We start from the raw sequence: 25,068 nt of genomic DNA, 5'->3' as shown, positions 1-25,068 counted from the left end.
CGCTCGCCGCGCGGCGAAGCTGCTCGTTTCATCTTTCATGGCGGTCTGTCATGAAGACACTCGTTCTTCTATGCGCTTGTCTCGCGTGGACCGGCGCCGCGCTTGCAACGGACGCAGCGGAAGCGCCCGTTGCGGCTTCGTCCGCCGCACCGGAACCGAAGACCTTGAAGGAACGTCTCGGCGACAAGGCCAGCGACGATCAACGCGTGGACAATTGCAACGTCCCGGCGGACCGGCGCGGCACGAAAGTTCGTCCCGACAAGTGCATGCCTTGAAGCACGCGATTGTGTTACCTTTGACGTGGTGAACCATTTGGTACAAATTCAGGAGCCCGCCTTGTCATCCACTCAAGCATCGTCCGTCCTGCGCCTCGGCATTCTCGGTGGCGCGAACATCGCCAGACAATTCACGCGTGACGTGAGACCGAGCGAGCGCGTGCGCGTCGTCGCGGTCGCGAGCCGCAGCGACGAGAATGCGCAAGCCTTCGCGCAAGCAAACGGCATCGAAAAATGGTTCGGCAGCTACGACGCGCTGCTTGCGAGCCCGGACATCGACGCGGTTTACATTCCGCTGCCGAACAGCCTGCATGCCGAATGGGCGATCAAGGCCGCGGATCACGGCAAGCACATCCTGTGCGAGAAGCCGCTCGCGCTGGATCGCGACGAAGCCGCGCGCATGTTCGAGGCCGCCGATCGCAATGGCGTGCTGCTGCTCGAAGCGTTCCCATACTATTTCCAGCCGCAGACCGCGACGATGATGGCGCTAATCGGCGAAGGCGCGATCGGCGACGTGCGCGCGATTCAGGCGAACTTCGGCTTCACCGTCGGCAATCCCGGCGCAAACATCCGCATGAAGCCCGAGCTCGGCGGCGGCGCGCTGCTCGATGCGGGGAGTTATCCGCTGAGCCTCATTCGTCTCGTGATGGGCAGCGCGCCGCAACGCGTCGATGCAATCGCGACATGGGCCGACAGCAACGTCGACATCAGCCTCATGGCGACGCTCATCTACGCCGATGGCCGCCGCGCGCAAGTCTCGTGCTCGATGGATGCGGCGAATCATCGGCACGCGACGATCATCGGCACGCAGGGCACGATCGACACCGAATATCTGAATCACACGAGCGCGCAGACGGCGGGCGATCAATACGGCTATCTGCCGAGCCAGATGCGCTTGCGTCGCGGCATTCCGAATTCGGTGCCGTTCGAGACGGTCGAGTCGGACACCGGAAGCGGCTTCTTCTTCGCGGCGGAAAGCTTCGCGCGCATGGTCGCAACGCACGGTGCCGCCGCCATCGAGTACTACGCGCAAGTGAGTCTCGACAATGCCGCGACGCTCGCCGCGATCATCGCAAGCGCGCGCAGCGGCAAGCCCGTCACGCTGTGATTCGCGCGCGAGCGCATCTCGTCAACGCCTGACGATCACCACTTCCATGTATTCGCTCGGCACGACGAGCGAAGACGGTCCCGCAACATTGCAGCGTTCGAGCAGGCCGCCGATCTCGCGTTCGAGATCGGCCTGCTTCGCTGCATCGAGCGCCGCGAACGCGCGATGCACGGGCCCGTAGAAATCGCGGAACACCTGTATCCAGTGCGCCGGCGATTCATAGCGCATGTTGAAGTACTTGCGTACGCAACGAATATCGGCTGCCTCGGCGCCGAAGAGCGCGACGAGATGCGGCTCGGTGCCCCAAAGCGCGGGCGATTGCAGCCCCGCGGGCGGCGGCACGTAAGCGCCGATGATCTTGAACAACTGGCCGATGAAACCCTCGGGCGTCCAGTTCGCCATGCCGATGCGTCCGCCGCTCTTCGCCACGCGCAGCATTTCGCTCGCCGAGCGCCTGTGATCCGGCGTGAACATCGCGCCGAATGTCGACAGCACCACATCGAAGCTGCCGTCGTCGAAGGGCAGGTTCTCGGCATCGGCGACCTCGAAGTCGATCGCGAGTCCTTCGGCTTGCGCGCGCGCACGGCCTTTTTCGAGCAGCGCCGGAACGTAATCGGTCGATGTCACGCGGGCAAAACGTCGCGCGGCGGCGAGCGTCGCATTGCCGTTGCCGGCGGCCATATCGAGCACGCGCTCGCCGGCGCGCACATCGATCGATTCGGCAAGCATCTCGCCGACGATCTGCAATGTCGTGCCGATCACCGCGAAGTCGCCACTCGCCCAGGTGGCTTGCTGGCGGGCCTTGATCGCGGCGAAATCGGGTTGCTGTGATTTGGCCGGCTCGTCGCAGACCGCGGATGTATTCAACGCATGCATGGTTCGTTCTCCAGTTCCGGATGATGTGTCGAGCGTCGCCCTGATAGCGGGCAGATGCAGTATCCCGTTACCATCGCTTCGACGCCTGTCCGCAAGTCGCCGCGAATTGTCCGTTCGTCCGCTTTGCGATGCTTACGATCACCGGGAGACGCCATGAGTCTCGACATCCTGTCCGACGTGCTGCGCACCGTGCGCTTGCGCGGCGCGCTGTTCTTTCACGTGAGCGGCAATCGAAGCTGGGCGGCCGAAGCGCCGCCCGCGCGCGACATCGCGAGCATCGTCATGCCGGATTGCGAGCATGTGATGGAGTATCACGTCGTGACGCACGGCAACTGCTGGGGCGCGCTCGTCGGCGAAGCGCCGGTGCGTCTTGCGAGCGGCGACATCATCGTGTTTCCGCACGGCGACGCGCATGTGATTTCGAGCGCGCCGGGCATTCGCGCCGAAGCGGATATCGATCCGTTCTCGATGAAGATCGATCAGCTGCCCTTCACGCTGACCTACGACGCGGTCGAGGCGCGCAACAATCGACGCCCCGACGACGCGTATGAAACGATGCTCGTATGCGGCTTTCTCGGCTGCGATCTGCGTCCGTTCAATCCGCTGATCGCGACGTTGCCGCGCCTCTTGCATCTGAAGGAATCGGGCGCGCAGGGCTGGATTAATCACTTCATGCAGCAGGCCGTCGTCGAATCGCGTCACAAGCGGCCGGGCGGCGAAGCGATGCTCGAACGCATGAGCGAGATGATGTTCGTCGATGCCGTGCGCCGTTACGTCGATGTACTGCCCGATGAAAGCCGCGGCTGGCTCGCGGGCCTGCGCGACCGATTCGTCGGGCGCGCACTCGCCGTCATGCACGATGCGCCCGCGCACGAGTGGACCGTCGAAGAACTGGGCGAGCGCGTGGGCCTCTCGCGTTCGGCGTTGCACGAGCGCTTCAGCGAGATCATCGGCTTGCCGCCGATGCAGTACCTCGTCAACTGGCGCATGCAGGTCGCGGCCGGACTGCTGCGCAACACGAACGCGACGATCGCAGCGGTCGCGCAGGACGTCGGCTATGCATCCGAAGCGGCGTTCATTCGTGCGTTCAAGCGCCTCGTCGGCAAGCCGCCCGCGACGTGGCGCCGGGAGAAAACGCGCGTGGAAGCCGAGGCGCAAGCACATTGATTGACGCCGGGCGATTCTCTGACTAGAGTCAGAGATATGAACCCGACCGACATCAGCCAGATTCGCAGCTTCAATCGCACCGTTGCCGAGGGCATCGGCGCGCTCAACGAGCATTTTCTCGGGCGCGGCCGTCCGATGGGCGAATCACGGCTCATCTGGGAAATCGGTGCGCAGGGCGTCGATCTTCGCGTGTTGCGCGAGCGTCTCGGTCTCGATTCGGGTTACGTGAGCCGCACGCTCGCCGCGCTGCAGCGACAAGGTCTCGTCGCGGTCGAGTCTCGTCCCGATGACCGCCGCGTGCGCCGCGCGAGCCTCACCGATGCGGGCTGCGCCGAACGTGAAGAACTCGAAAGGTTATCGGACGCGGTCGCGGGGGGCATGCTCGCGCCGTTGAACGATGCGCAGCGCAAGCGGCTGATCGCGGCGATGGCCGAAGTCGAGCGCTTGCTGCAACCTTCGCTGATGCGCTTCGCGATCGAAGACCCGACGAGCGAGGATGCGCAATGGTGCATCGACCAATACTTCGCGGAGTTGAACGCGCGCTTCGAAGCGGGCTTCGATCCGTCCGTCAGCCTGTCCGCCGATTCGCGCGAATTGACGGCGCCGCAGGGCGCGCTGATCGTTGCGAGGCTGCGCGGCGCGGCGATAGGCTGCGTCGCGCTCAAGTTCCACGGCGCGTCGCCGGCCGAGTTGAAGCGCATGTGGGTGAGCGCCGGCGCGCGCGGACTCGGCGTCGGACGTCGGCTGCTCGAAGAGGCCGAACGGCTCGCGTCGAAGAACGGAGCGAAAGCCGTGCGTCTGGAGACGAACAAGGCGCTCGGGGAAGCGATCGGCCTGTATCGGCGATCCGGCTATGTCGAGGTCGCGCCGTTCAGCGACGAGGCTTACGCGCATCACTGGTTCGAGAAGAGTTTGCGTTGACGCCTCCCGTCAGCGCGATGACGAGATCGAGAAACGCGCGCGTCTTCGCCGGCGGATGATGCCGCGACGGATAAAACGCATACAGCGGAAAGCGCTCGTCGGGCCAGTCGGGGAAGAGGTCGATGAGCTTGGCATCGGCGATCAGATGTTCGTGACCCAGCAGCAGAATCTGCGCGACGCCATAGCCTGAGAGCAGCGTGCTCAGCATCGTGCCGGGATCGTTGAGCGTGAGACGGCCGTGCGTTTCCACCGTGATGCGCTTCTTCTTGCGATGAAACTCCCACGCGAACGGCCGTCCCGTTTCGGGATCGCGAAACTCGATGCACGTATGCGTGCCGTCTGCGAGCGCCTGCGGGGTAGCGGGCGTGCCGCATCGCTTGATATACGACGGCGCGGCGACGGTCCGCACCGGCGTATCGAGCAGCTTGCGCGCGACGAGACTCGAATCGCGCGGCTCGCCGAAGCGCACGGCGAGATCGAAACCATCCGCGATCATGTCGCCGAGACGGTCGCTCGTGATGAGTTCGAGTTGCAGATCGGGATGCGCCTTCAGAAACGCGTCGAGCTTCGGGCCGAGCAGAAGCCGCGAGAAGATCGGATCGACGTTCACGCGCAAGCGGCCGCGCACCGCCGTCGCCCCTTCGGATGCCGTGGCCGCCGCTTCCTCCAGTCCCGCGAGATGCGGCATGACGTGCTCGAAGAAGCGCCGGCCATCGTCGGTGAGCGAAACGCTGCGCGTCGTGCGATCGAAAAGACGAATCTTCAGACGCGCTTCGAGACGCGCGATCGCGCGGCTCACGCCGGGTTGCGACATGCCGAGCCGATCGCTCGCCGCGGCGAACGTGCCTGCATCGACGATCGCAGCGAACACGCTGATGCCGTTGAGGATGCGTTCGTTGAAGCCGGCCATTCATGCCTCCGCGTCATGGATGAGAAGGCATTCATGTTATCGCGTCACGCAAAAAAACGGGCCCCGAAGGGCCCGGAAGATCACTCCAACACGGTCAACTCATGCGTGGTGCGCTTTCGCGACCTTGTCCACGGAGATCGAATCGGCGCGCAGGCGCTCGTATTCTTGCTGGCTCATCGGCACGGCGTCCTTCTTGCCGAGATCGCTCAGGCGGATGCGATACGTCTCACGCGCCGAGTAAGCCGCGATCGCCGCGATGATCGTCACGCCGAAGGCAATGGCGCCGACCGTCAGCGGAATGTTGTCCGACCCCGGCGGCGCAACGGCCGCGAAGAGTGCGGGCAACAGCGCGGTGATCGTCGTGCCGATGTTCTGCGAGATCGCCATCGCCGAAACGCGCGAACGGGTCGGGAAGAGTTCCGGATAGAAGCTCGGGAAGATCGCGTTATAGCCTTGATACACGACACCCCACATCAGCAGCGACATCAGGAACGCGAGCGGCACGCTATGGATGCTGATCGCGTAGAGATACGCGAAGGCCAGCAGACCGGAGATGAGCGAGCCGCCGATCATCATCGGGCGACGGCCGATCTTGTCCGACAGATTGCCGACGAACGGAATCACCAGCACCGCGACGATGTTGCCGACGACCGGAATCCACAGATACACGCTCTTGTGGAAGCCGATGCCGTAGGAAGACTGCACCGCATACGCCGCACCGAAGATCGTCGCGACCACGGGAATCACGTTCATCAGCGCCATGCAGACGACGCGGATCATGTCGGGCGTGCTGTTGGCGAACGCTTCCTTGATCGGCGACTTCGGCACACCGCCATGCGATTCCTCGGACGTGAACGCGGGCGTTTCATGCACTTCCTTACGGATGATGTAGCCCGCGACCAGCACGAAGGCCGACAGCAGGAACGGCACACGCCAGCCCCACGAGTTGAACATGTCTTCCGGCATGAACGTGGCGAGCGGCAGGAACACGGCGGCCGCGAGAATCTGGCCGGCCTGCACGCCTTGCAGCGTGAAGCTCGCGTAGTAGCCGCGTCGGCCGAACGGCGCGTGCTCGAGAATCATCGAGCTCGCACCGGAGATTTCACCGGCCACCGCGAAGCCTTGAAGCAGGCGCAACACGACGAGCAGCGCGGGCGCGGCCATGCCGATCTGGTGATACGTCGGCAGCAGGCCGACAGCCATCGTCGAGATACCCATCAGGAACATGCAGACGAGCAGCACGTTCTTGCGGCCGTGCGTATCGCCCAGATGACCGAGCACGAATGCGCCGATGGGACGCGCCACGTAGCCGACGCCGTAGGTCGCGAGCGACGCGATGATCGCCACCTTCGGATTGCCCGACGGGAAGAACAACTGCGGGAAAATGAGTGCAGCAGCCTGGGCGTAAATGAAGAAGTCGTAATACTCCAGCGCCGAGCCGATCCAGCCGCTCGCGGTCGCTTTTTTCGCCTGGCGGCCGCCGTGCGCGTCTTCCTTAGGGCTAGCCATAGAGATGTCTCCGAACAATGGGTTTATGGAGTTGAGCCTGGAATCTGGCCGAGCGGCGGAGCGTTTTGGTTTGTCGCAATACGCGCGCTCTGAAAGTGATTGGAGAATAAAAGCGCAACCCCTTTCGATCAACGATTTATGATAAATTTTGCGCGATTATCGCACGCGCGTGTCCGATAATCGATCACTTTGGGGGTTAGCACTAGCAATTGACTTTGATGGAGCGCCGAAACATCGGCCCATCCATAACTAAACAAGCATACAAGCATGACTAAACCGGAACTCGACAAGCGCGACTGGATCGCCGGACTGGAGAAGGGACTGGCGATCCTCGAAGCCTTCGACGATCAGCACGCGCGCATGACGCCGACGCAAGCCGCGGCGCGCACCGGCCTCACGCGCACGGCGGCGCGGCGTTATCTGCTGACGCTTGCGCATCTCGGTTACGTGCAGACCGACGGCAAGCTCTTCAATCTCACGCCGCGCGTGCTGCGCATGGGCTGGTCGTATTTCGAGTCGGCGCGGCTGCCGCGCATCGTGCAGCCTTATCTGCAGCAATTGAGCGCGCTGATTCACGAGTCGGTGTATGTCAGCGTGCTCGATGACTGGGACCTCGTGATCATCGCGCGCAATGGTTCGACGCGCGTGATGACGACCGGCTTCGTGCTCGGCGCGCGCGTGCCGGCCGCGCTGATGTCGGGCGGCATCGCAATGCTCGCGTATATGGACGAGGCATCGGTGCGCGGCTGGCTCGAAGCGACCGAGTTCAAGCCCTTCACGCCGCTCACGATCACGAACAAGGAAAAGCTATACGAGAAGATCAGGCAGGCGCGCGTGGATGGCTACGTCGCGATCGAGCAGCAATTGCAGATGGGCGTGCGCGGCATCGCGGTGCCGATGAAGAACCGGCACGGCGAAGTGGTCGCGGCGTTGTCGGCGAACATGCCGATCGGAAAGGAAACCGCCGAGGCAGCGCTTGCCCGCGTGCTGCCGCCGTTGCAGGAGACGGCGTTGTCGATGTTGAACGTGATCTGACCGCGGCGAGATCGCGCAAAGGTGAGGGTTTTCGGGAATGCGTGTCGAATGGCGCTCGCAGCCCTTGTTTAAAGGTAATTTCTGAATCGCCTATGACGTAAAGGTGAGCGTTTTCGGGATCAGACCGCATCATCCTCACTTTTACCTAATTCCCCAGCTCCACATTCCCCCCACGGTTGCAGCGACCAGCGTTCGCAACGCCAAGCGGATATCGACACAAGGAAAGGGGAATCGACATGACTCAGTTCGACGCGAAACGGCTTCTCAGTCTGTCGGCAGCAACGGTCGCCACCGCGCTTTCACTCGGAGTCGGCTCAGCGCCGGTTTATGCGCAGACATCGCCGGTCAACATGCGCGTTGCACGACCAACTGAGCTCTGACACGATGACGCTCACGACGCGCCCGTGAAGATCGGGCCTTGCCCGCCCGGCACGAATGCGCGATGCGCGCTATCGCCGTTCGCGCCCGACGCGGGCGCCGGATCGCGCAACGTCACCGCCGTTTCGGGCGTGATCGGCACGCTCGGTTGCGCGAGCAGTTCGGTCTTGCGCATCGAGCCCGCCGACGTCCCGAAGTAATACCCGATGATGCTGATCCACGCGGTCCCGAGCGCGCCGACCACGACGTTCACGAGATCGCGATTCGCCTCGGGCAACGCGCGCAACGCCATCAGCAGCAGAATGCCGAAGAAGCCGCCGGTCACGGCCATCGCGAGGAACTTGGGCACCCAGTCCCTGTTCGCGATGCCCATTGCGCGCGCATCGGCGCGGTCGCCCGCCGAGATGCGCGCCATGTCCGCTTCGAACGACAGACGCGCCTGCGCCGCCGCCACCACGAGTTGTTGCAACTGCAACGAGTTCGCGTTTTCGGCCTGGCTGATCTTGTCGAGCGCGGCGGGATCGTTGAGCGCGGTCGCGACGATATCCGGATCGTTAGGCGTCCCGAGCGCATGGGAGATGATCGCGGCCGCCGTGCTGACGCCAAGCCCGACGGGCCCGCCGATGAGACCCGCGAGAAGAGGCGCCTTCGCGCCGATGGTTGCCGCCACTTTCGACCAGTCCATCATGCTGCTCCCAAAAGAAGATTCGTCGCCATGCGCTCGGTCCAGCCGCGGCTGAACGTCGGCCATGCGTGCAGGCCCTTCAGATAACGCAATCGATACGCAATGAAGCGCAGGACGAAGCGCATCGGATCGGCGGCTTTCACGGCATCGACGGTATCGGGGCCGAACTTGCCGTCTTCCTTTGCGCCCGATGCCTTCTGCATCCACAGCACGACGAGCCCGCCGTTGTAGTTGGCATCGAAGATCTGGAACGCGACGCGCGGATCGAATTCGTCGAGATGCAGCGGGTCCCAGTACTTCTGCTTCGCGATGCGCTTCGCGAGATCGAGCGGCAAGTCCTTCATCGCGCCCGCATAGCCATAGCCGCGTGCGACGCGCGCCGTCACGCCCCACATCGTTTCGCCGCCCGGGTCCGCCGGATGGAATGAGTAGCCGCCTTCGCTGCCGATCAGCGCTTCGAAGGCGTCGTCGAAGCTGTTCATGTCGATCTCCTTGGCGCCTGCGCGTGCCGCCGGAACCATCGTCGCGGCGCCGGAAGAAACGGGCCGGCGCGCGAGGCGTCGGCCCGGTCGCGTCAAACAGTGGCAGGCAGTCATGACGCGACGGCAGGCCTTATGCATCCGCCATGCCAGTCGCTGCATCGCGCGTGCGAAAGCCTTGTGTGGCAAGGCGCACAGAACGGGAGTAGCAGGCGCGCGGAGATGCGAACTGTCGTGCCAAGGCCAACGCTTTTTCGGCGCCGCTGTGCGGCTCGCGCAGACATCGCACGCTCATTCGACGCTCATTGTCCGCGCCTACGATGCAAGGCATCCGGGCGGCGCGGTCCTGATCGAAACCATCGCACTGCCTTTCATTGACGACGTTTCATCGAAGGAGAAATGCCATGCGCCACTATCCATCGGACAGTCCTCGCGCGGCCGCGCGCATCGTCGTGATGTCGCTGATCGCGGACGGGCATATCGGCAGCGCGGAAATCGAAGCGCTCGAACGGCGCGGCTTCTATGCGCGGCTCGGGCTTCATGCGGGCGAGTTGCACGACGTCGTGCGCGAGGTTTGCGAGGATCTCACGCGATGCTCGTATCTCACATGGGACGACGTGTGCCGCGTCGACCCGCATGTCGTGCATCAGCTCGCGCAGGACGTATCCGACGAGCGCGTGCGACGCGATGTGCTCACGCTGTGCGAATCGGCGGTGGTCGCGGATGGCGTCATGAGTTGCACGGAAGCCGCCGTGATCGATGCAGTGAAGCGCGCGTGGCGCATGCACTGAACCGCGCGAAACTCAACCGGAGACGACATCATGCAACAACACGTTCTCGTCGCAGTGGGACCGGATGGCAGCCATGCGGCGCTTGCGCTCGGCATCGCGCGGGCCCGCGAATGCAACGCGCGCCTCACGGCGCTTCATGTCGTGGACCGCGCGCCGTTCTGGGCGATATCGTCCGCGCAATACGACTTCGGCGTGGCGCTCGCGCAGGTCGACGACCTCGCGCGCGAAGTCGAGAAGCGCACGCTTCAGGCGATACGCGCGTCGAGCATCAACGGCATGTGCGTGACGATGGACCTGCCGGGCGGCACGACGCTCGCGCGCACGATCGCGCAGGCGGCGCGCGAGTTCGACGCGGATCTCATCGTGATAGGCCGCACGAAAGCCACGCACTGGCGTTTCTGGGAAGAACGCGTGGCCGATGCCGTGAGCCGCCACAGCAATCGCCGCGTGCTGATCGCATCGAACCGCGCGGGTAATGAAGCGAGCGTTGAAACAAAAGCGACACCGTTACGCTTTACCATCGTCGATTCGACGCAGCGCACAACCCCATCATTCAGTTCGAGAGGAAGCTCGCCATGCCGGATCGCATCATCAAACCGTCCCGACGCACCTTGCTGAAGGGCCTCGTTTCCGGCACGGGCCTCGCCCTGACAGGCGCGGGTCTCGCCGATGCCCTCGCGCAAGGCGTCGCGCCCGCCGTCGTCACCGCCGACAAGTTGCGTCCGCAACTACCCAGCGGCGTGATGAGCGGCGACGTCACCGCGACGAGCGGCATCGTCTGGAGCCGCACGGACCGGCCCGCGCGCATGATCGTCGAGTATTCGACGAGCGAAAGCTTCAGGACGATTCAACGGCGCATCGGACCGGCCGCGCTCGAAAGCAGTGGTTTCACGGCGCGCGTCGATCTGACCGGCCTGCCGCCCGGCGCCGATGTGTTCTATCGCGTGCGCTTCGCCGATCTCGTCGATGGCAAAGCCTACAGCGAGCCGGTGACGGGACGTCTGCGCACGGCATCGATCGAAGCGGAGAAGCCGATCTGCTTCGTATTTTCCGGCGATGAAGCGGGGCAGGGCTGGGGCATCAACGAGCGCTTCGGCGGCTATCGCATCTATGAAGCGATGCGTCGCGAAGCGCCGGATTTCTTCATCCATCAGGGCGATCAGATCTATGCGGACAGCGTGATCGAACCGGAAGTGAAGCTGCCCGACGGCACGATGTGGACGAACATCGTGACCGAAGGGAAGTCGCATGTCGCGCAGACGCTCGACGACTATCGCGCGGCGTTCGCCTATAACCAGCTCGATAAAAACAAGCGCCGCTTCGCAGCCGAAGTGCCGTTCCTCGTGCAATGGGACGATCACGAAGTGCGCAACAACTGGTATCCGGGACAAGTGATCGGCGAAGCGGAGAAGCGTTATCAGACGCGTTCGATCAACCTGCTCGAAGCGCGCGCGAAGCAGGCGATGTTCGAGTACAACCCGTATCGCATCAATCAGCTCGATCCGGAACAGGTGTATCGCGGCTTTCAGTTCGGGCCGCTGCTCGATGTGTTCATGCTCGACGAGCGTTCGTATCGCGGCGCGAACTCGCCGAACACGCAAACGCGTCTCGACGCGGATTCGGCATTTCTCGGCTCGCAGCAGACCGCGTGGCTGAAGGCATCGCTCAAGGCATCGCGCGCGACGTGGAAGGTGATTGCGAGCGACATGCCGATCTCGCTCGTCGTGCCCGATGCGAACCCCGATGTGCCCAAAGGCACCTTCGAGGCATGGGCCAACGCGGACAACGGCGCGCCGTCCGGCCGCGAACTGGAGCTTGCCGACATCCTGCGCTTCATTAAGCAGGAAGACATCAGGAACGTCGTGTGGATTACGGCGGACGTGCACTACGCGCAGGCGACGCACTACGATCCGTCGCGCGCGAAGTTCACGGAGTTCAAGCCGTTCTGGGAATTCGTCGGCGGGCCGATCAACGCGGGCACGTTCGGCCCGAACGATCTCGACATGACGTTCGGTCCCGAACTGCGCTATGTCAGCGTGCCGAAGGACAATCCGCAGAACCGTTCGCCCGCGGCCATGCAGCAGTTCTATGGCCGCGCGAAGATCGATCCCGCGAGCCGCGCGCTGACGGTCTCGCTGCACGACCTCAACGGCAAGTCGCTGTACGAAGTGAAGCTCGACGTCGAGGCGTGAGCGTCGCTTAAGCGGCGAGCTTCGCGGCCAGCTCGGCGACGTGCTTGCCCTGATAACGCGCGATATCGAGTTCGTTCTGCGATGGCTGACGGCTGCCGTCGGACGAAGCGAGCGTCGTCGCGCCGTAGGGCGTGCCGCCGGACACCTCGCTCATGTTCGTGAGTCCCGCGCACGCATACGGCACGCCGACGATCACCATGCCGTGATGCAGCAGCGTCGTATGGAACGATGTGATCGTGGTTTCCTGTCCGCCGTGTTGCGAAGCCGTCGATGAAAACACGCTGCCGATCTTGCCGACGAGCGCGCCTTTCACCCAGAGCCCGCCCGTCTGATCGAGAAACGTGCGCATCTGGCCGGCCATGTTGCCGAAGCGCGTCGGCGTGCCGAAGATGATCGCGTCGTAGTCGGCGAGTTCGTCGACGGTCGCGACCGGCGCCTGCTGATCGAGCTTCACGCCGATCTTCGCGGCCTGATCGGCGGGAATCGTTTCGGGCACGCGTTTGAGCGTGACTTCCGTGCCCGCGACGCCGCGCGCGCCTTCGGCTATCGCTTGCGCCATCGTTTCCACGTGGCCGTACATCGAATAATAGAGAACCAGTACTTTCGCCATGATGTGTCCTTGTGAGAGGGGCTTGTGCGCATTCAAAGATAGCACCGGCGAGTGCGTGCGCAAGGAACTGGCCTGCCCGCAAAAATGCGAAGCGTTCATGGACGCGCGCGTCTGCCTTCGACGACACTGCCCGAAACCCGAACCGGAGACGCACACGCCATGAACGGCCACGCCTTGCTCAGCGCGAATCTGCTCATCGCTTATTCGGCGTATTTCGTCGGCACCGCGAGTCCCGGGCCGAGCAATCTCGCGATCATGTCGATCGCGAGCACGTCCGGGCGGCGCGCGGCCTTCGCGTTCGCGGCGGGCGTGATGTCCGGCTCCTTCTTCTGGGCGATGCTCGCCGCGCTCGGCCTCTCCGCCGCGCTGACGGCGTACTCGGGCTTTCTCGTCGGCGTGAAGATCTGCGGCGGGCTGTATCTGTTGTGGCTCGCGTTCAAGTCGGGACGCGCGGCGTTGAAGCCGCCGCTGCGCGCTTCGTCGGCGGATGCGCAAGGGCAGAGCGCGCGCAGGCTCTACGCGCGCGGCGCACTTCTGCATCTCACGAATCCGAAAGCGATTCTCGTGTGGATGTCCGTGGCGGCGCTCGGATCGTCGGCGGGGGAAGGGCCGGGACACATGCTCGTCGTCGTCGCGGGGTGCCTCTGCATCGGCGTATGCGTGTTCGGCGGCTATGCCGCGCTCTTCTCGATGGCCTCCGCGCGGCGCATGCACAAACGCATCCAGCGCGGCCTCGATGCATGTCTCGCGCTCGTGTTCGGCGCGGCGGGCCTGCGTCTGCTCACTTCGCGCGTGTAGCGGATTTGCCGCACTTTCGCGGTTCGGCTTTGCATCCGGACGATCGGCGGCTACGCTCAAGCCAGACGTCCGAACAATCGCGAGAACGATGCCGACCGACGATTCTTCCCGAAGCGCCCGCCCGATCCCGCACGAAACCGCCGCAGCCGCGTTCGTCCACATCGTCCGCGACGCCTTCGCCGCGCTCGGGCGCGAACTCGTCGCGATCAGGCCGACGCCCGCCCGTGCGCTCTTCGCCACGCAGGCGATGCTTTCCGTCGGACTTGCCGTCGCGCTCGCCTACGCTTTCCATTTGAGCAACATCTGGTGGGCCGCGATCAGCGGCTTCGCGGTGATGCAGTCGAAATTCTCGGCGTGCGCGCAACGCGGCGTGCATCGCGTGGTCGGGACGATCGCCGGCGCGCTGATCGGCGCGGTCGCCGGGCCGATCATCGGCGACGTGCCGTGGCTCTTCGTGCCGCTGCTCGGGGCGATCGTCGGCATGTCGGTGTATCGGGCGCTCGTTTCCGATGCGGGCTACGCGTGGGTGCTCGGCGGCGTGACCTCGCTCATGGTCACGTTCGAGGCGCATCGGCTCGAATCCGCGGCGGCGACGGCGTCGTTTGCGCTCTTGCGCGTCGCCGAAGTGATGGTCGGGACGGCCGCGTGCGTGGCCGTGTCGGCGCTTGTGCATGCGGGCGTGCAGCACTATCGCAAGTCGCGCGGCGCGCCGCCGGTGCCGCGCGCGCAGGCGGCATCCACCGTGGATCGCGTCGATGGCGTCAACGCGCAAACCGTCACCGTCATTCCTTCCGATGCCGCCCGCGCCGTGCAGGCGCTCGACGCGACGCACCTCGCGCGCGCCGAGCAGACCGCGCTCGCGATGCGCAAGCGGCTCGCGTGGCAAGGCGCATGGTCGGTGATGATCCTCGCGGCGATCGCATATGCGTGGAATCTGCCCGGCTTCGCGCAGGCGATGGTGACGGCGGTTGCCGTGCTGATCTTGCCGACATCGGCGCTCGGCAAGCCGACGCGAAAGCCGATCGCCGAGCGCATGATTCAGCGTTTCATCGGCTGTCTGCTGGCGGGCGCGGCGAGTCTCGCGCTGTTGCCGCTACTCGGCGACAACGCGTTCGCCTGCATGATCGCGCTATGCGTGGGCGTGTGGATCGGCTGTCATGTGCAGACGGGCACGCAGGGCGCGAGCTATGTCGGACGGCAGTTCAGCATCGCGTTCATCATGGTGTTCGTGCAGGACCACCATTGGTCGTCGGACCCGATGCCCGCGCTGATGCGGCTCGAAGGCATTCTCGCGGGCATCGTGGTGTTGTCCGCGGTGATGGCCGTGGGCGCGGCGTGGGCCTCGAAACGGGGGCCGCACGCCGCGATGCGGTGAATCAGGCTTCTTCCGCCCAGGCGAGATTCTCGCGCGCCATCAACGCGCTCGAAGCGGCCGGGCCGAACGTTCCCGCCGTATAACCGCGCGGACGGTCGCCGAGTTCCTTCCAGCCGTTGAGAATCGGCTCCACCCACGTCCATGCCGCTTCCAGTTCGTCGCGCCGCATGAAGTGCGTGAGGCGGCCGCGAATCACGTCGATGAGCAAGCGCTCGTACGCTTCCGCGCGCCGCTGCGTCATGGCCTGCTGCAGGTCGAGATTGAGCGTGACGGGCTGCATGTGCATGCCGCTGCCGGGTTCCTTCGCCATCATCTGAAGTTGGATCGATTCTTCCGGCTGCAGCGTGATCGTCAGGCGGTTGCCGTAATGGCGCGGGCCTTCGGGGATGATCGAGAACGGCAGGTCCGCGAAGTCGATGACGATCTCCGAGCGGCGATTCTGCATGCGCTTGCCCGTGCGCAGGAAGAACGGCACGTTGGCCCAGCGCCAGTTGTTGATATGCGCGCGCAGCGCCACGAAGGTTTCCGCGCGGCTGTCGGCGGGCACGTTCTGCTCTTCGAGATAACCCTTCACCGCCTCGCCGCCGACCGCGCCCGCCGTGTACTGGCCGCGCACGGTGTCGCGTGCGATATCGGCGACGGTCATCGGCCGCAGCGACTTCAGCACCTTCAGCTTTTCGTCGCGCACGGCGTCCGGATCGAGCGAGACGGGCGGCTCCATCGCGACAATGCAAAGCAGTTGCAGCAAGTGGTTCTGCACCATGTCGCGCAATGCGCCGGTGTGATCGTAGAAGCCCGCGCGGCTGCCGACGCCCACCGTCTCCGACACCGTGATCTGCACGCTCTTGATGTACGGCGCCTGCCACAGCGGGCCGAAGATCGCGTTGCCGAAGCGCAGCACCATCAGGTTCTGCACGGTTTCCTTGCCGAGATAATGGTCGATGCGATAGATCTGCTCTTCCTTGAAGTGCTTGCCGACCGCATCGTTGATCGCGCGCGCCGATGCGAGATCGTGGCCGAGCGGCTTTTCAAGCACGACGCGGGCGTTTTCGTCGAGAATGCCGGCGTTATCGAGGTTGGTGCAGATCGTCACGAACAGTTCCGGCGACGTCGACAGATACAGCACGCGCTGCGAGCCAGGACGCACGGCCTGTGCGAGACGCTCGAAATCGCCAGGATTCTCGACGTCGATGCGCACGTAATCGAAGAGCGCGAGAAATTTGTCCCACGACTGGGCATCGAAAACCTTGGAATCGATGAAAGGGCGCGCCTGCTCTTCCATGAAATTCTTGAGGTAATCCTCGCGCGTCCAGTCCTTGCGGCCGATGGCGAGAATGCGCGTGTCCGCGGGCAGGTTGCAGTGCGTGTGCGCCATGTAGAGCGCCGGCAGCAGCTTGCGCGCCGCCAGGTCTCCGCCGCCGCCGAAGATGATCATGTCGAGCGGGCGTTCATTCACGGGAGAAGTTGGATTCGTCATGGTGCGTGAGCCGGTAAGGGTTCAGATAAGCCGAAAGCGCGGCGATCGAAGCGATCGTTCGAGACAGCTATGTTGCATGTTTTGCCGGCATTTTGCACGGCAGTCGTGCTAACGGCCGTTCGATTCGGCGAGCGATGGACGATTTGTCACCGAAGACGTGTTTGTTTAACGCGCTCAGCGCAACGATTCGTTCGCGCGCAGCGTCGTCACGGCGAGGTCGAGAAATGCGCGGACCTTCTGCGTGACGTGACGCCCTTCGCGATGCACGAGATGGATCGGCAGGGGCGGCGTCTCGAACTCCGGCAGCACGATTGCGAGACGCCCGTCGGCAACGTGTTGCGCGATCTGATACGACAGGAGCCGCGCGATGCCGAAATCCGCGAGCGCGGCGGCGATGGCCGAGTCGTTGGTGGTCGTCGTCAGGCGAGGATGCGAGCGCACGAGAAACTGCCGCTCGCCGTCGGAGAGACGCCATTCCGGGGGCGTCGACGAACCCGTCGACGCAATCACGACATGCTCCGCGAGATCGTCCGGATGACGTGGCGTGCCGTGCTTCGCGAGATAAGCGGGCGAGGCGCACAGCACGCGCCGCACGCGCCCGACGTTGATCGCCTGCAACGACGAGTCCGGCAATTGCGCGATCCGCACCGCCACGTCGATGCCTTCATCGACGAGATTCACCACGCGATCGACGAACCAGCAGCTTGCGTCCGCTTCGGGATAACGGCCCAGATAATCGAGGACGATCGGCGTGACGTGCAGGCGGCCGAACATCACCGGCGCGGTGATCGAAAGCAGTCCGCGCGGCGAGGAATGCGTGCCGGTCGCGGAAAGTTCGGCGTTATCGATTTCGCCGAGAATGCGGCGGCAGTCCTCGAAATAGCCGCTGCCGGCGTCGGTGAGACGCACGACGCGTGTGGTGCGCGTGAGCAGGCGCACGCCGAGATGTTCTTCGAGTTCCGTCACGACGCGGCTCACGACCGACGGCGACACGTCGAGCTTGCGCGCCGCCGATGCGAAGCCGCCGGTTTCGACCACCGTGACGAAGGTCGTCATTGCCTGTAAACGGTCCATGGGAAAGCACGAGACATGCAGGCTTGAGATGCCGTGCATTCTCACGGATATGCGCGCGGGGCACAATCGTTACAGATCGAGTTCGAGCGTGTCTCCTTCGGCGGCGGGCATCGCGCAGCAGATCAGCGCTTCGTCATCGCCGACATGAAACGCCGGCTCGCTTTCATACGACACCGCGCCTTTCGCGATGCGCGTCCGGCATGTGCCGCAAGTGCCGCCGCGGCAGTTGAACTCGGGCGACAGACCGCTCGCTTCGGCGAGTTCCAGCAAGGTGCCGCTGCCCGGCTGCCATTGCGCGCTCGCGCCCGACTTCAGGAATTCGATCTTCACGGACTCGGTCGCGGCGGGACGCATCGGCTTGACGTCGGCGCCGCGATCCGCCGTGCGCTTGAGCGCCGATGGACCGAACGCTTCCGCATGCACGCGCGCATCGGCGACATTGAGCGCGCGCAGGCCATCGTAGATCGACTGCATGAACGCGCCCGGCCCGCACAGATAGAAGTCGTAGTCGTTGAAGGGCAGACGGCTCGTCAGCAGATCGATGTCGATGCGCCCGGACACGTCGTAATCGCGGTCCATTTGCGCGCCGTTCGTGTCGCTGAGCACGCGGATCACGGTCACCGCGCCGCCCGCGCTCTGCGCGAGCGCATCGATTTCGCGCGAGAACGCGCGGCTCGCGAGCGAATGCGCCGACACGATCATCCACACCGGCCGCACGCGGCGCTTCCTCAAGCCTTCGTAGACGATGTGCCGCAACATCGCGAGCATCGGCGTGATGCCGACGCCCGCCGCCATCAGCACGGCGGGACGCTGCTCGAACGGATCGATCGTGAAGTCTCCGGCGGGCGCGCGCGCCTCGATGACGTCGCCCGCTTTCAGCGTGTCGTGCAGATGCGCCGACACGCGCCCGTCGCGCTTCACGCTGATGCGATACACGCCGTCCGACGGCGCGACCGACAGCGTGTACGTGCGAATCTGCGGTTTCGCCTCGCCCGGCAGCGTCACGCGCATCGGCAGATGCTGACCGGCCTTGTGCGGAACGATGCCCGCGCCATCGGCGGGTTCGAGATGGAACGAGCGGATCGCATCGCTTTCATCGACGATTCTGCTCACGCGAAACGCGCGCCACACGTTCGCGAGCGTGGCCGCCTTCAGGCGCTCGGCCACTTGCGTCCAGTCGCCGGTCATCAGCGAATTGGGCGATGCGCCGTCGCTGCGCGCTTTCCATCGCAAGGGCAGCGCCTCGGCGCGATACACGATGCGGCGCGGCGTGAAGCGCCACAGCCGTTCCGCGCCCTGAAATGCGGCGGTTTCGGGCGAGTCGAGCAGCACTTCCGCGTCGCCCGCGAGCTGCAGCATGTCGCCGGTTTCGAAGTCCGCGAACACGAGTCCCGCGCGAGCGTTCACGAGAATGTTGCCGAGCGTGTTGAAGAAGAGATTGCCGGCGAAATCGGGAATCGTGAGCGAGCCGTCGTCCGACAGACGCACGAAACCCGGTTTGCCGCCGCGATGCGACACGTCCACTTGCCGATGCCCGTCCTCGCGATCGAAATACGACGCGACGAAGAACGTATCCGCGTTCGCGATCATCGCTTTTGCGCGCGGCGAAAGGGCGTCGGATTCGAGCGGCTCGACCGGCGACGGCAAGGAAGGATCGCGCACGAACTCGAAATCGCGCAACTGGATGTACTGCGGGCAATTGCCGAAGCTCTGTTCGACGGCCACGTCGAACGCGAGGTTCGCGCCATCGCGATGAATCACGCCGTTCATGCGATTGCGGCGGCGCGTGTGCATTTCGATGCCGAGCAGGCCGATCGACGCGCCATCGCGCATGCCGGCGTCGGCGGGATCGAGCGGATCGCGGGCGGGGCTCATCGACAGCGTTTTGGCATCGGTCGCGTGCATGAAGCCGGGATGCCCGGCGAGCAGCGTCGCCCATGGATCGCCGCGTTCATCGACGGAACCGGCCACGATGAACGGCAGTTGCCCGAAGAACTGGCGATGCTGATCCGGCATGTAATCGCGCACGACGCGCCGGCCGACGCCGTCCATGCGCTCGTCGACGCCGAAAGCCTTCTGAATGGCGAGTTCGCCGCGATGCCACGGCGAGGGCGTGGCGACCTGTTTGACATTGCCAAGCGCGGAAGCGGACATGATCGTATGCCTCTTCGATTCGGGCGCGGCGGCACGGCGCGAGCCGGCCGCCGCGCTCACTTTACGCCGCGAGACCCGCGGCCGTCTTTTGGAACGGAACGAAACCCTTCAGCGCTTCGACGCGCTTCAGCCACGCGTTCACGTTCGCGTAGGCGGAAAGGTCGACGTTGCCTTCGGGCGCGCTCGAGATATAGCTGTAGAGCGCGACATCCGCGATGGTCGGGTGCGCGGCGGCGGTCTCGTCGATATCGGCGATCCAGTCGCGATTCGCCAGTTCCGCGTCGAGCACCTTGAGGACGTTGTGCGCGCGGGCGATGACTTCGTTCGCGTCGAACTTCGCGCCGAACACGGTGATGAGACGCGCGGCGGCGGGACCGAACGCGATCTGCCCGGCCGCGACGGAGAGCCAGCGCTGCACGGCGGCGGCTTCGGCGGGCGTTTCGGGCAGCCACTTCGTGTTGCCGGCTTTTTTCGCGAGATAGACGAGGATCGCGTTCGAATCGGCGATGACCGTGTCGCCATCGACGAGCACGGGAATCTGGCCGAAGCGGTTCAGCTTCAGATAGTCGGGCGTCTTGTGCGCGGCGGCGGCGAGATCGACGAACGCTTCTTCGTGTTCGACGCCCAGCAGATTCAGGAAGAGACGCGCGCGGTGCGAGTGCCCGGACAGCGGATGGTGATAGATCTTCACGGCAGATTCCCTGATTCGGTTGATGGCCGGGAGACGTCCCGTCCTGTGAATCGAGTATCGGTTCTTGCCGTGATGAGGAGAATCCCGTCGATTTTCAAATCACCATTCTCGAAACGAGAATGGTGAGCGCGCTATCGGTGCGCGGACCCACGTCATTTATTCGCCGCGCGGCACGTTCGCCTTGTTGCCGGCGAGCGGCGAACCGTATCCGCCGCTGTTGGCGTTGTTCGGCAGGCCGTTGACGAGCTGCGCGCGCGGATCGCTCGGATTGAGATTGAGCTCGCCGGCCTGCGCGTTGCCGTGCGTCGGGTATTGACTGCCGAGCGGCGCGTTCGGCATGAGCTTGGTGCTGTTTTGCGGCGCGTACATGTCGGTTTCGGCGCTCGGATGAAGCTGCGCGAACGCCGATGTGACGGCGAATGCCGATATGACTACGACTGAAGCGCGGATCGCGTTCATGGCGGACTCCAATGCAGAGCGTGATTCAGTGTAGTCCGCGCGCCGGTGCATTGGCCGATCACCCTTCTTACAACCAGACCAGCGTTTGTTCCGGCGCGCTCGCTCCCGTATTGCCTCACCATTGAACCGATCGCAGCCGAATTTGAATCCCGGAGGCGCTCACCTTATTCGCGGCGAACGGCTTATCGACGGCACGCGTCTTGCATAATGCAACGTTGCTCCGGCCTGCGCACTGGCCGTTCCACGCCGACCACACACTAAAAGCGAGCCGTTTCCATGCCGCAAGCACCCGGGCCGCGCCGGCCACCCGCGAAGATCCTGCCGCCGGAAGCGCCCGGCGTGCGCGCGCTGGCGTCGCTCGTGACAGGCGTCATCGTCATTTGCGCGCTGTACTTCGGCCGCGCGGTGATGATCCCGATCATCCTCGCGATTCTGCTGAGCTTTCTGCTCGCGCCGTTCGTCGATTTCCTGCGGCGGCTGCGCTTCGGGCAAGTGCCTTCCGTGATCGTCGCCGTAGTGGTCGCGCTGTCGGTGCTGACGGCGGTCGGCGCGCTGATCGGCGCTCAGGTCGCGCAGCTCGCGGGCGATCTGCCGAAGTATCAGGTCGCCGTCGAGCGCAAAATCGATTCCGTGCAGAAGATGACTGTCGGCCGCGCCGATGAGTTTCTCGGCCGCGCATCGCGCGCGCTGAAGCGGATTTCGCCCGCGCGCGAGCAGGAGCCGAAGAACGAGGACAATCCGGCCGCTTCGCCGATCGACCAGCCGATGCCCGTCGAAGTGCACGAGCCCACGCCGACGCCGCTGGAACTCGCGCAGCGCTTTCTGTCGCCGATCATCAGTCCGCTGGAAACCACCGGCATCGTGCTCGTGGTCGCGGTGTTCATCCTGCTTCAGCGCGAAGATCTGCGCGACCGGCTGATACGGCTTTTCGGCTCGCGCGACCTGCATCGGGCGACCACCGCGATGGACGAAGCCGCGCGGCGCCTGTCGCGCTACTTCCTCGCGCAGCTCGGCATCAACGTGGGCGTGGGCATCGTCATTTCGATCGGGCTTGCGATCATCGGCGTGCCGGGCGCGCTGCTCTTCGGCGTGATGACCGCGCTTCTGCGCTTTGTGCCGTATGTCGGAACGTGGATCGCGGCGATCGTCGCGGTCGTGTTCGCGGCGGCCGTCGGTCCCGGCTGGGCGATGCTCGTGTGGACCATCGTGCTCTTCGGCGTGACGGACATCGTCGCGGGTCAAGTCGTCGAGCCGCTGCTGTACGGGCATAGCACGGGCCTGTCGCCGTTCGCGGTGATCGTCGCGGCGATTTTCTGGAGCTGGATCTGGGGGCCGATCGGCCTCGTGCTCTCGACGCCGCTCACGCTCTGCCTCGTGATTCTCGGCCGCCATGTCGATCGCCTCGAATTTCTCGACGTGCTGTTCGGCGACCGGCCCGCGCTCACGCCCGCCGAGAACTTCTATCAGCGCCTGCTCGCGAACGATCCCGACGAGGCGCTCGTGCAGGCCGAGACGTTGCTCAAGGAACGCTCTCTGATCGCGTATTACGACGATGTCGCGCTCGAAGGCTTGCGCTACGCGCATAACGACGTGCTGCGCGGCGTCGTCACGGCGGATCAGTTGCGGCGCATCAACGAGTCGGCGCTCGACATCATCGAAGGGCTGGAGGATGCGGAGGACACGGCCGTCACCGTCGCGCCGAAAGAGGACTTGCCCGCGAGTTTCGAATCGCCCGACGACGGGCCGCGCATCGCGCCCGAGACGCCGCCCGCGCGCTTCGATGCGCAGAAGGAAGGCCACACGGCGTCGGTGCTCTGCATCGCGGGGAGAAGCGAGCTCGACGATCTCGCGGCGACCATCGCCGTGCAGCTGTTTCGCAAGCACGGCCTGTACGCGGACCTCGCGGGCTACGAGCGCTTTTCGCGCGGACGCTTCGGCGAGGTCGATCTCGCCGGCGTGACGATCATCTGCGTCGTGTCGTTCGATGCCGCCGAGTCGCCGCCGTATCTGCGCAACCTGCTGCGGCGTCTGCATCAGCGCGCGCCGTCGGCGGAACTGATCGTCGGCTTGATCTTCCCCGAAAGTTCGCTGCAAGGCGAAGTGCTCGTGCGTACGAGTTCGGCGGCGGTGTCGTTCAGGGAGCTGGTCGAAGCGTGCGTGGCCGCCGCGCGCCGCCAGTCCGCCGACGGCGTGCCGTGGGCGGGCCTCAACGACGCCGGCGATGAAACCGCGCTGAACGGCCCGCGCGAGAACGTGGCGATTTAGCGGTTGCCGTCGAACAGATCGTTGAGCATGGTGTCGAAGGCGGCTTGCGCGTCTTCGAGTTCCTGAAGCGCGGCGTCGAAGGTCTGCAGCGCCATCTGCGAAGGCCGGCCGTCGCCTTCGGGCGGAAACTGCTTTTGCAGCGCCAGGAAAGCGGACTGAACCTGGCGCGTCGCGTTGACGATACGTTCCATCGCTCGCGCTTCTTCCGTGCGATTGTTCTCAGCGGTCATCGGAGACACTCCTCGTGGGCAATGTCCGATAGTACCAAGCGATCCTAAGCCTTCGCCACGGTAAAGAGGCGCACGGCTTCGTCGAGCACGACCGCGCGTTCCGCGAGGCGCTGCGCGGTGGCCGCCGCCTGCTCGACGAGCGCGGCGTTCTGCTGGGTCGAATCGTCGAGATGCGCGACCGCCTGATTCACCTGCGCGATGCCCTCGGCCTGCTCGCCGCTCGCCTTCGCGACTTCCATGATGATCGCCGATACGCGGTTCACCGCTTCGTCGATGGCGCGCATCTGGCTCGTCGTGCGCGCGACGAGGCTCGTGCCTTCCGCGATCTGCGCGACGCTCGTCGCGACGACGCCTTCGATTTCCTTCGCCGATGCCGCGCAGCGCTGCGCCAGATTGCGCACTTCGGTCGCGACGACCGCGAACGAGCGGCCCGCTTCGCCCGCGCGCGCCGCCTCGACGGCCGCGTTGAGCGCGAGGATGTTGGTCTGGAACGCGATGCCGTCGATGACATCGGTGATGTCCGCGATGCGCCGCGACGCCGCCGTGATGCCCGCCATCGTCTGCTCGACCTGGCTCGCGATGCGCCCGCCGTCGTCCGCCGCGGCCTGCGCTTCCTTGACGACTTCCAGCGCGCGCACGGTGGCGTCGGCGTTGCCTTGCACGGTCGTCGTGAGCTGATCCATCGTCGCGGCCGTCTGTTCGAGCGATGCCGCCTGCATCTCCGTGCGGCGCGACAAGTCCGTGTTGCCGCTCGAAATCTCGTTGGCGGCCTCGAGCATGCCGCCGATCTGGCCGCGCACGTCGAAGACGATCGCCGCGAGATTCGCCTTCAACTGCCCGAGCGCGCGCTGCACGTCGCCGAGATCGTCGTGACGCGCATCGGGCATGTCGGCGGTCAGATCGCCCGCGGCCATGCGCGCCGCGAAACCGGACATCGTGCGGACGGGCGCATCGACCTGACGCGAAAGCGCGAGCCAGCCCACGAAGCTCGCAACGGAACTCACGCCGAGCGCGATCCAGAAGGGCAGCGGCGGCACGCCGCGCCATCCTGCCAGCGCCGCGACCAGCATGCTGACGGGCACGGCGGCGAAAGCCGTGGCGAGACGCGAACTCACCGGCAGGTTCGCGAGCGCCGCGAGCTTGCCCGCGATGCCGTTCTTCACGAGCGCGCCGCGCACGAGGCGTCGCGACGCGTTGCCGGCCTTGATCTGCGCGTAGAGCGCGGTGGCGTCGCGGATTTCATCGCGCGTCGGCTTCACGCGCACGGAGAGATAGCCGACGACCTTGCCGTGGTCCATCACCGGCGTGACGTTCGCGCGCACCCAGTAGTGATCGCCGTTCTTGCGGCGATTCTTGACGAGCGCGGTCCACGAGCGGCCGGCGCGCACGGTCGACCAGAGATCGGCGAACGCTTCGCGCGGCATGTCGGGATGCCGGATGAGGTTGTGCGGCTGGCCGATCAGCTCGTCGCGCGAGAAGCCCGACACCGACACGAAAGCCGGATTGCAGTACTGGATGTTGCCGGAAAGGTCGGTGGCGGAGACGAGCATCGCCGAGGCGGGGAATTCGAACTCTTGCTGGGTTACGGGCTGATTATTGCGCATGGTGT

At 64.9% G+C, this 25,068-nt stretch carries 25 protein-coding genes; 12 read left to right on the top strand and 13 right to left on the bottom strand.

Annotation, left to right across the window (positions count from 1 at the left end; all coding sequences use genetic code 11):
* Positions 1–50 precede the first annotated feature (50 nt).
* The gene (locus tag LDZ23_RS20945; RefSeq protein ID WP_235366157.1) at positions 51–275 is read left to right on the top strand and encodes a hypothetical protein; all 225 of its coding nucleotides are present in this window, start codon (positions 51–53) and stop codon (positions 273–275) included.
* 61 nt (positions 276–336) lie between these two features.
* Complete coding sequence (locus LDZ23_RS20940) at positions 337–1,383, top strand: Gfo/Idh/MocA family protein (RefSeq protein ID WP_008354231.1); 1,047 nt, start codon at positions 337–339, stop codon at positions 1,381–1,383.
* Positions 1,384–1,404: 21 nt separating this feature from the next.
* On the opposite strand, the gene LDZ23_RS20935 is transcribed toward LDZ23_RS20940, so the two are convergent.
* Positions 1,405–2,259, bottom strand: a complete 855-nt coding sequence (locus tag LDZ23_RS20935; protein ID WP_034472261.1) for a class I SAM-dependent methyltransferase — start codon at positions 2,257–2,259, stop codon at positions 1,405–1,407.
* A 153-nt stretch (positions 2,260–2,412) separates the two neighbouring features.
* Between LDZ23_RS20935 and LDZ23_RS20930 the strand changes: the two genes are divergently transcribed.
* Together LDZ23_RS20930 and LDZ23_RS20925 are read left to right on the top strand one after the other, a co-directional pair.
* A complete protein-coding gene (locus LDZ23_RS20930; RefSeq protein WP_008354233.1) occupies positions 2,413–3,426 on the top strand; it encodes an AraC family transcriptional regulator in 1,014 nt (337 codons plus the stop codon).
* Between the two features lie 36 nt (positions 3,427–3,462).
* A complete protein-coding gene (locus LDZ23_RS20925; protein WP_008354234.1) occupies positions 3,463–4,347 on the top strand; it encodes a bifunctional helix-turn-helix transcriptional regulator/GNAT family N-acetyltransferase in 885 nt (294 codons plus the stop codon).
* Here the strand turns inward: LDZ23_RS20925 and LDZ23_RS20920 are convergent.
* Both LDZ23_RS20920 and LDZ23_RS20915 read right to left on the bottom strand, forming a co-directional pair.
* Positions 4,298–5,257, bottom strand: coding sequence for a LysR family transcriptional regulator (locus tag LDZ23_RS20920; protein WP_008354235.1), 960 nt, complete (start codon positions 5,255–5,257; stop codon positions 4,298–4,300). The two genes, LDZ23_RS20925 and LDZ23_RS20920, sit on opposite strands and share 50 nt — an antisense overlap.
* Positions 5,258–5,356: 99 nt before the next feature.
* Positions 5,357–6,766 (bottom strand): MFS transporter, encoded by a 1,410-nt coding sequence (locus LDZ23_RS20915; protein WP_008354237.1) that lies wholly within the window; start codon positions 6,764–6,766, stop codon positions 5,357–5,359.
* 267 nt (positions 6,767–7,033) lie between these two features.
* Between LDZ23_RS20915 and LDZ23_RS20910 the strand changes: the two genes are divergently transcribed.
* A complete protein-coding gene (locus LDZ23_RS20910; RefSeq protein WP_008354238.1) occupies positions 7,034–7,801 on the top strand; it encodes an IclR family transcriptional regulator domain-containing protein in 768 nt (255 codons plus the stop codon).
* 236 nt (positions 7,802–8,037) lie between these two features.
* Positions 8,038–8,181, top strand: a complete 144-nt coding sequence (locus tag LDZ23_RS20905) for a hypothetical protein (RefSeq protein WP_160172899.1) — start codon at positions 8,038–8,040, stop codon at positions 8,179–8,181.
* A gap of 11 nt (positions 8,182–8,192) precedes the next feature.
* On the opposite strand, the gene LDZ23_RS20900 is transcribed toward LDZ23_RS20905, so the two are convergent.
* Together LDZ23_RS20900 and LDZ23_RS20895 are read right to left on the bottom strand one after the other, a co-directional pair.
* Positions 8,193–8,864 carry a hypothetical protein gene (locus tag LDZ23_RS20900; protein WP_008354239.1) on the bottom strand — a complete coding sequence of 224 codons (672 nt, stop codon included), beginning with the start codon at positions 8,862–8,864 and terminating at the stop codon, positions 8,193–8,195.
* Entirely contained in the window at positions 8,864–9,346 is a 483-nt protein-coding gene (locus tag LDZ23_RS20895; RefSeq protein ID WP_008354240.1) for a glycoside hydrolase family 108 protein, read from the bottom strand. The genes LDZ23_RS20900 and LDZ23_RS20895 overlap by 1 nt, the downstream gene beginning before the upstream one ends.
* Positions 9,347–9,747: 401 nt before the next feature.
* On the opposite strand from LDZ23_RS20895, the gene LDZ23_RS20890 reads away from it, so the two are divergent.
* The 3 genes from LDZ23_RS20890 to LDZ23_RS20880 are packed head-to-tail and all read left to right on the top strand — an operon-like array spanning position 9,748 to position 12,326.
* On the top strand, positions 9,748–10,134 hold the full coding sequence (locus LDZ23_RS20890) for a tellurite resistance TerB family protein (protein WP_008354241.1): 387 nt from the start codon (positions 9,748–9,750) through the stop codon (positions 10,132–10,134).
* 30 nt (positions 10,135–10,164) lie between these two features.
* Entirely contained in the window at positions 10,165–10,752 is a 588-nt protein-coding gene (locus LDZ23_RS20885) for a universal stress protein (RefSeq protein WP_008354242.1), read from the top strand.
* On the top strand, positions 10,710–12,326 hold the full coding sequence (locus tag LDZ23_RS20880) for an alkaline phosphatase D family protein (protein ID WP_008354243.1): 1,617 nt from the start codon (positions 10,710–10,712) through the stop codon (positions 12,324–12,326). Before LDZ23_RS20885 ends, LDZ23_RS20880 begins: the two co-directional genes overlap by 43 nt.
* Before the next feature lie 7 nt (positions 12,327–12,333).
* On the opposite strand, the gene wrbA is transcribed toward LDZ23_RS20880, so the two are convergent.
* A complete protein-coding gene (gene wrbA / locus LDZ23_RS20875; RefSeq protein ID WP_008354244.1) occupies positions 12,334–12,936 on the bottom strand; it encodes an NAD(P)H:quinone oxidoreductase in 603 nt (200 codons plus the stop codon).
* 159 nt (positions 12,937–13,095) lie between these two features.
* On the opposite strand from wrbA, the gene LDZ23_RS20870 reads away from it, so the two are divergent.
* A complete protein-coding gene (locus tag LDZ23_RS20870) occupies positions 13,096–13,734 on the top strand; it encodes a LysE family translocator (protein WP_008354245.1) in 639 nt (212 codons plus the stop codon).
* Positions 13,735–13,822: 88 nt separating this feature from the next.
* Complete coding sequence (locus LDZ23_RS20865; protein ID WP_008354246.1) at positions 13,823–15,109, top strand: FUSC family protein; 1,287 nt, start codon at positions 13,823–13,825, stop codon at positions 15,107–15,109.
* A gap of 1 nt (position 15,110) precedes the next feature.
* Here the strand turns inward: LDZ23_RS20865 and zwf are convergent, their stop codons facing one another.
* The 5 genes from zwf to LDZ23_RS20840 all read right to left on the bottom strand — a co-directional run bounded on the left by zwf (position 15,111) and on the right by LDZ23_RS20840 (position 20,964).
* Positions 15,111–16,586, bottom strand: a complete 1,476-nt coding sequence (gene zwf, locus LDZ23_RS20860) for a glucose-6-phosphate dehydrogenase (protein WP_033535836.1) — start codon at positions 16,584–16,586, stop codon at positions 15,111–15,113.
* Positions 16,587–16,760: 174 nt separating this feature from the next.
* A complete protein-coding gene (locus LDZ23_RS20855; RefSeq protein ID WP_008354248.1) occupies positions 16,761–17,660 on the bottom strand; it encodes a LysR family transcriptional regulator in 900 nt (299 codons plus the stop codon).
* A 69-nt stretch (positions 17,661–17,729) separates the two neighbouring features.
* Positions 17,730–19,814, bottom strand: coding sequence for a 2Fe-2S iron-sulfur cluster-binding protein (locus LDZ23_RS20850; protein WP_244808172.1), 2,085 nt, complete (start codon positions 19,812–19,814; stop codon positions 17,730–17,732).
* A 61-nt stretch (positions 19,815–19,875) separates the two neighbouring features.
* Complete coding sequence (locus LDZ23_RS20845) at positions 19,876–20,505, bottom strand: glutathione S-transferase family protein (RefSeq protein ID WP_008354250.1); 630 nt, start codon at positions 20,503–20,505, stop codon at positions 19,876–19,878.
* 156 nt (positions 20,506–20,661) lie between these two features.
* Complete coding sequence (locus LDZ23_RS20840; RefSeq protein ID WP_008354251.1) at positions 20,662–20,964, bottom strand: hypothetical protein; 303 nt, start codon at positions 20,962–20,964, stop codon at positions 20,662–20,664.
* A gap of 276 nt (positions 20,965–21,240) precedes the next feature.
* On the opposite strand from LDZ23_RS20840, the gene LDZ23_RS20835 reads away from it, so the two are divergent.
* Entirely contained in the window at positions 21,241–23,229 is a 1,989-nt protein-coding gene (locus LDZ23_RS20835; protein WP_008354253.1) for an AI-2E family transporter, read from the top strand.
* Here the strand turns inward: LDZ23_RS20835 and LDZ23_RS20830 are convergent.
* Positions 23,226–23,459, bottom strand: a complete 234-nt coding sequence (locus tag LDZ23_RS20830; RefSeq protein WP_008354254.1) for a hypothetical protein — start codon at positions 23,457–23,459, stop codon at positions 23,226–23,228. The two genes, LDZ23_RS20835 and LDZ23_RS20830, sit on opposite strands and share 4 nt — an antisense overlap.
* Before the next feature lie 44 nt (positions 23,460–23,503).
* Positions 23,504–25,063, bottom strand: coding sequence for a methyl-accepting chemotaxis protein (locus LDZ23_RS20825; protein ID WP_008354255.1), 1,560 nt, complete (start codon positions 25,061–25,063; stop codon positions 23,504–23,506).
* Positions 25,064–25,068: the final 5 nt, after the last annotated feature.

Source organism: Caballeronia zhejiangensis, assembly GCF_022879815.1.
Taxonomy (GTDB): Bacteria; Pseudomonadota; Gammaproteobacteria; order Burkholderiales; family Burkholderiaceae; genus Caballeronia; species Caballeronia zhejiangensis.
The sequence above is the reverse complement of the archived record's forward strand: the minus strand, read 5'-3'. Positions and strand labels throughout refer to the sequence as shown.

What these genes read in the sequence shown, in the direction of transcription:
- LDZ23_RS20945 (WP_235366157.1), top strand. Translation starts at nt 51, where the DNA reads ATGAAGACACTCGTTCTTCTATGCGCTTGTCTCGCGTGGACCGGCGCC.
- LDZ23_RS20935 (WP_034472261.1), bottom strand. Translation starts at nt 2,259, where the DNA reads ATGCATGCGTTGAATACATCCGCGGTCTGCGACGAGCCGGCCAAATCA.
- LDZ23_RS20930 (WP_008354233.1), top strand. Translation starts at nt 2,413, where the DNA reads ATGAGTCTCGACATCCTGTCCGACGTGCTGCGCACCGTGCGCTTGCGC.
- LDZ23_RS20925 (WP_008354234.1), top strand. Translation starts at nt 3,463, where the DNA reads ATGAACCCGACCGACATCAGCCAGATTCGCAGCTTCAATCGCACCGTT.
- LDZ23_RS20920 (WP_008354235.1), bottom strand. Translation starts at nt 5,257, where the DNA reads ATGGCCGGCTTCAACGAACGCATCCTCAACGGCATCAGCGTGTTCGCT.
- LDZ23_RS20915 (WP_008354237.1), bottom strand. Translation starts at nt 6,766, where the DNA reads ATGGCTAGCCCTAAGGAAGACGCGCACGGCGGCCGCCAGGCGAAAAAA.
- LDZ23_RS20910 (WP_008354238.1), top strand. Translation starts at nt 7,034, where the DNA reads ATGACTAAACCGGAACTCGACAAGCGCGACTGGATCGCCGGACTGGAG.
- LDZ23_RS20905 (WP_160172899.1), top strand. Translation starts at nt 8,038, where the DNA reads ATGACTCAGTTCGACGCGAAACGGCTTCTCAGTCTGTCGGCAGCAACG.
- LDZ23_RS20900 (WP_008354239.1), bottom strand. Translation starts at nt 8,864, where the DNA reads ATGGACTGGTCGAAAGTGGCGGCAACCATCGGCGCGAAGGCGCCTCTT.
- LDZ23_RS20895 (WP_008354240.1), bottom strand. Translation starts at nt 9,346, where the DNA reads ATGAACAGCTTCGACGACGCCTTCGAAGCGCTGATCGGCAGCGAAGGC.
- LDZ23_RS20890 (WP_008354241.1), top strand. Translation starts at nt 9,748, where the DNA reads ATGCGCCACTATCCATCGGACAGTCCTCGCGCGGCCGCGCGCATCGTC.
- LDZ23_RS20885 (WP_008354242.1), top strand. Translation starts at nt 10,165, where the DNA reads ATGCAACAACACGTTCTCGTCGCAGTGGGACCGGATGGCAGCCATGCG.
- LDZ23_RS20880 (WP_008354243.1), top strand. Translation starts at nt 10,710, where the DNA reads ATGCCGGATCGCATCATCAAACCGTCCCGACGCACCTTGCTGAAGGGC.
- wrbA (WP_008354244.1), bottom strand. Translation starts at nt 12,936, where the DNA reads ATGGCGAAAGTACTGGTTCTCTATTATTCGATGTACGGCCACGTGGAA.
- LDZ23_RS20870 (WP_008354245.1), top strand. Translation starts at nt 13,096, where the DNA reads ATGAACGGCCACGCCTTGCTCAGCGCGAATCTGCTCATCGCTTATTCG.
- LDZ23_RS20865 (WP_008354246.1), top strand. Translation starts at nt 13,823, where the DNA reads ATGCCGACCGACGATTCTTCCCGAAGCGCCCGCCCGATCCCGCACGAA.
- zwf (WP_033535836.1), bottom strand. Translation starts at nt 16,586, where the DNA reads ATGACGAATCCAACTTCTCCCGTGAATGAACGCCCGCTCGACATGATC.
- LDZ23_RS20855 (WP_008354248.1), bottom strand. Translation starts at nt 17,660, where the DNA reads ATGGACCGTTTACAGGCAATGACGACCTTCGTCACGGTGGTCGAAACC.
- LDZ23_RS20850 (WP_244808172.1), bottom strand. Translation starts at nt 19,814, where the DNA reads ATGTCCGCTTCCGCGCTTGGCAATGTCAAACAGGTCGCCACGCCCTCG.
- LDZ23_RS20840 (WP_008354251.1), bottom strand. Translation starts at nt 20,964, where the DNA reads ATGAACGCGATCCGCGCTTCAGTCGTAGTCATATCGGCATTCGCCGTC.
- LDZ23_RS20835 (WP_008354253.1), top strand. Translation starts at nt 21,241, where the DNA reads ATGCCGCAAGCACCCGGGCCGCGCCGGCCACCCGCGAAGATCCTGCCG.
- LDZ23_RS20830 (WP_008354254.1), bottom strand. Translation starts at nt 23,459, where the DNA reads ATGACCGCTGAGAACAATCGCACGGAAGAAGCGCGAGCGATGGAACGT.
- LDZ23_RS20825 (WP_008354255.1), bottom strand. Translation starts at nt 25,063, where the DNA reads ATGCGCAATAATCAGCCCGTAACCCAGCAAGAGTTCGAATTCCCCGCC.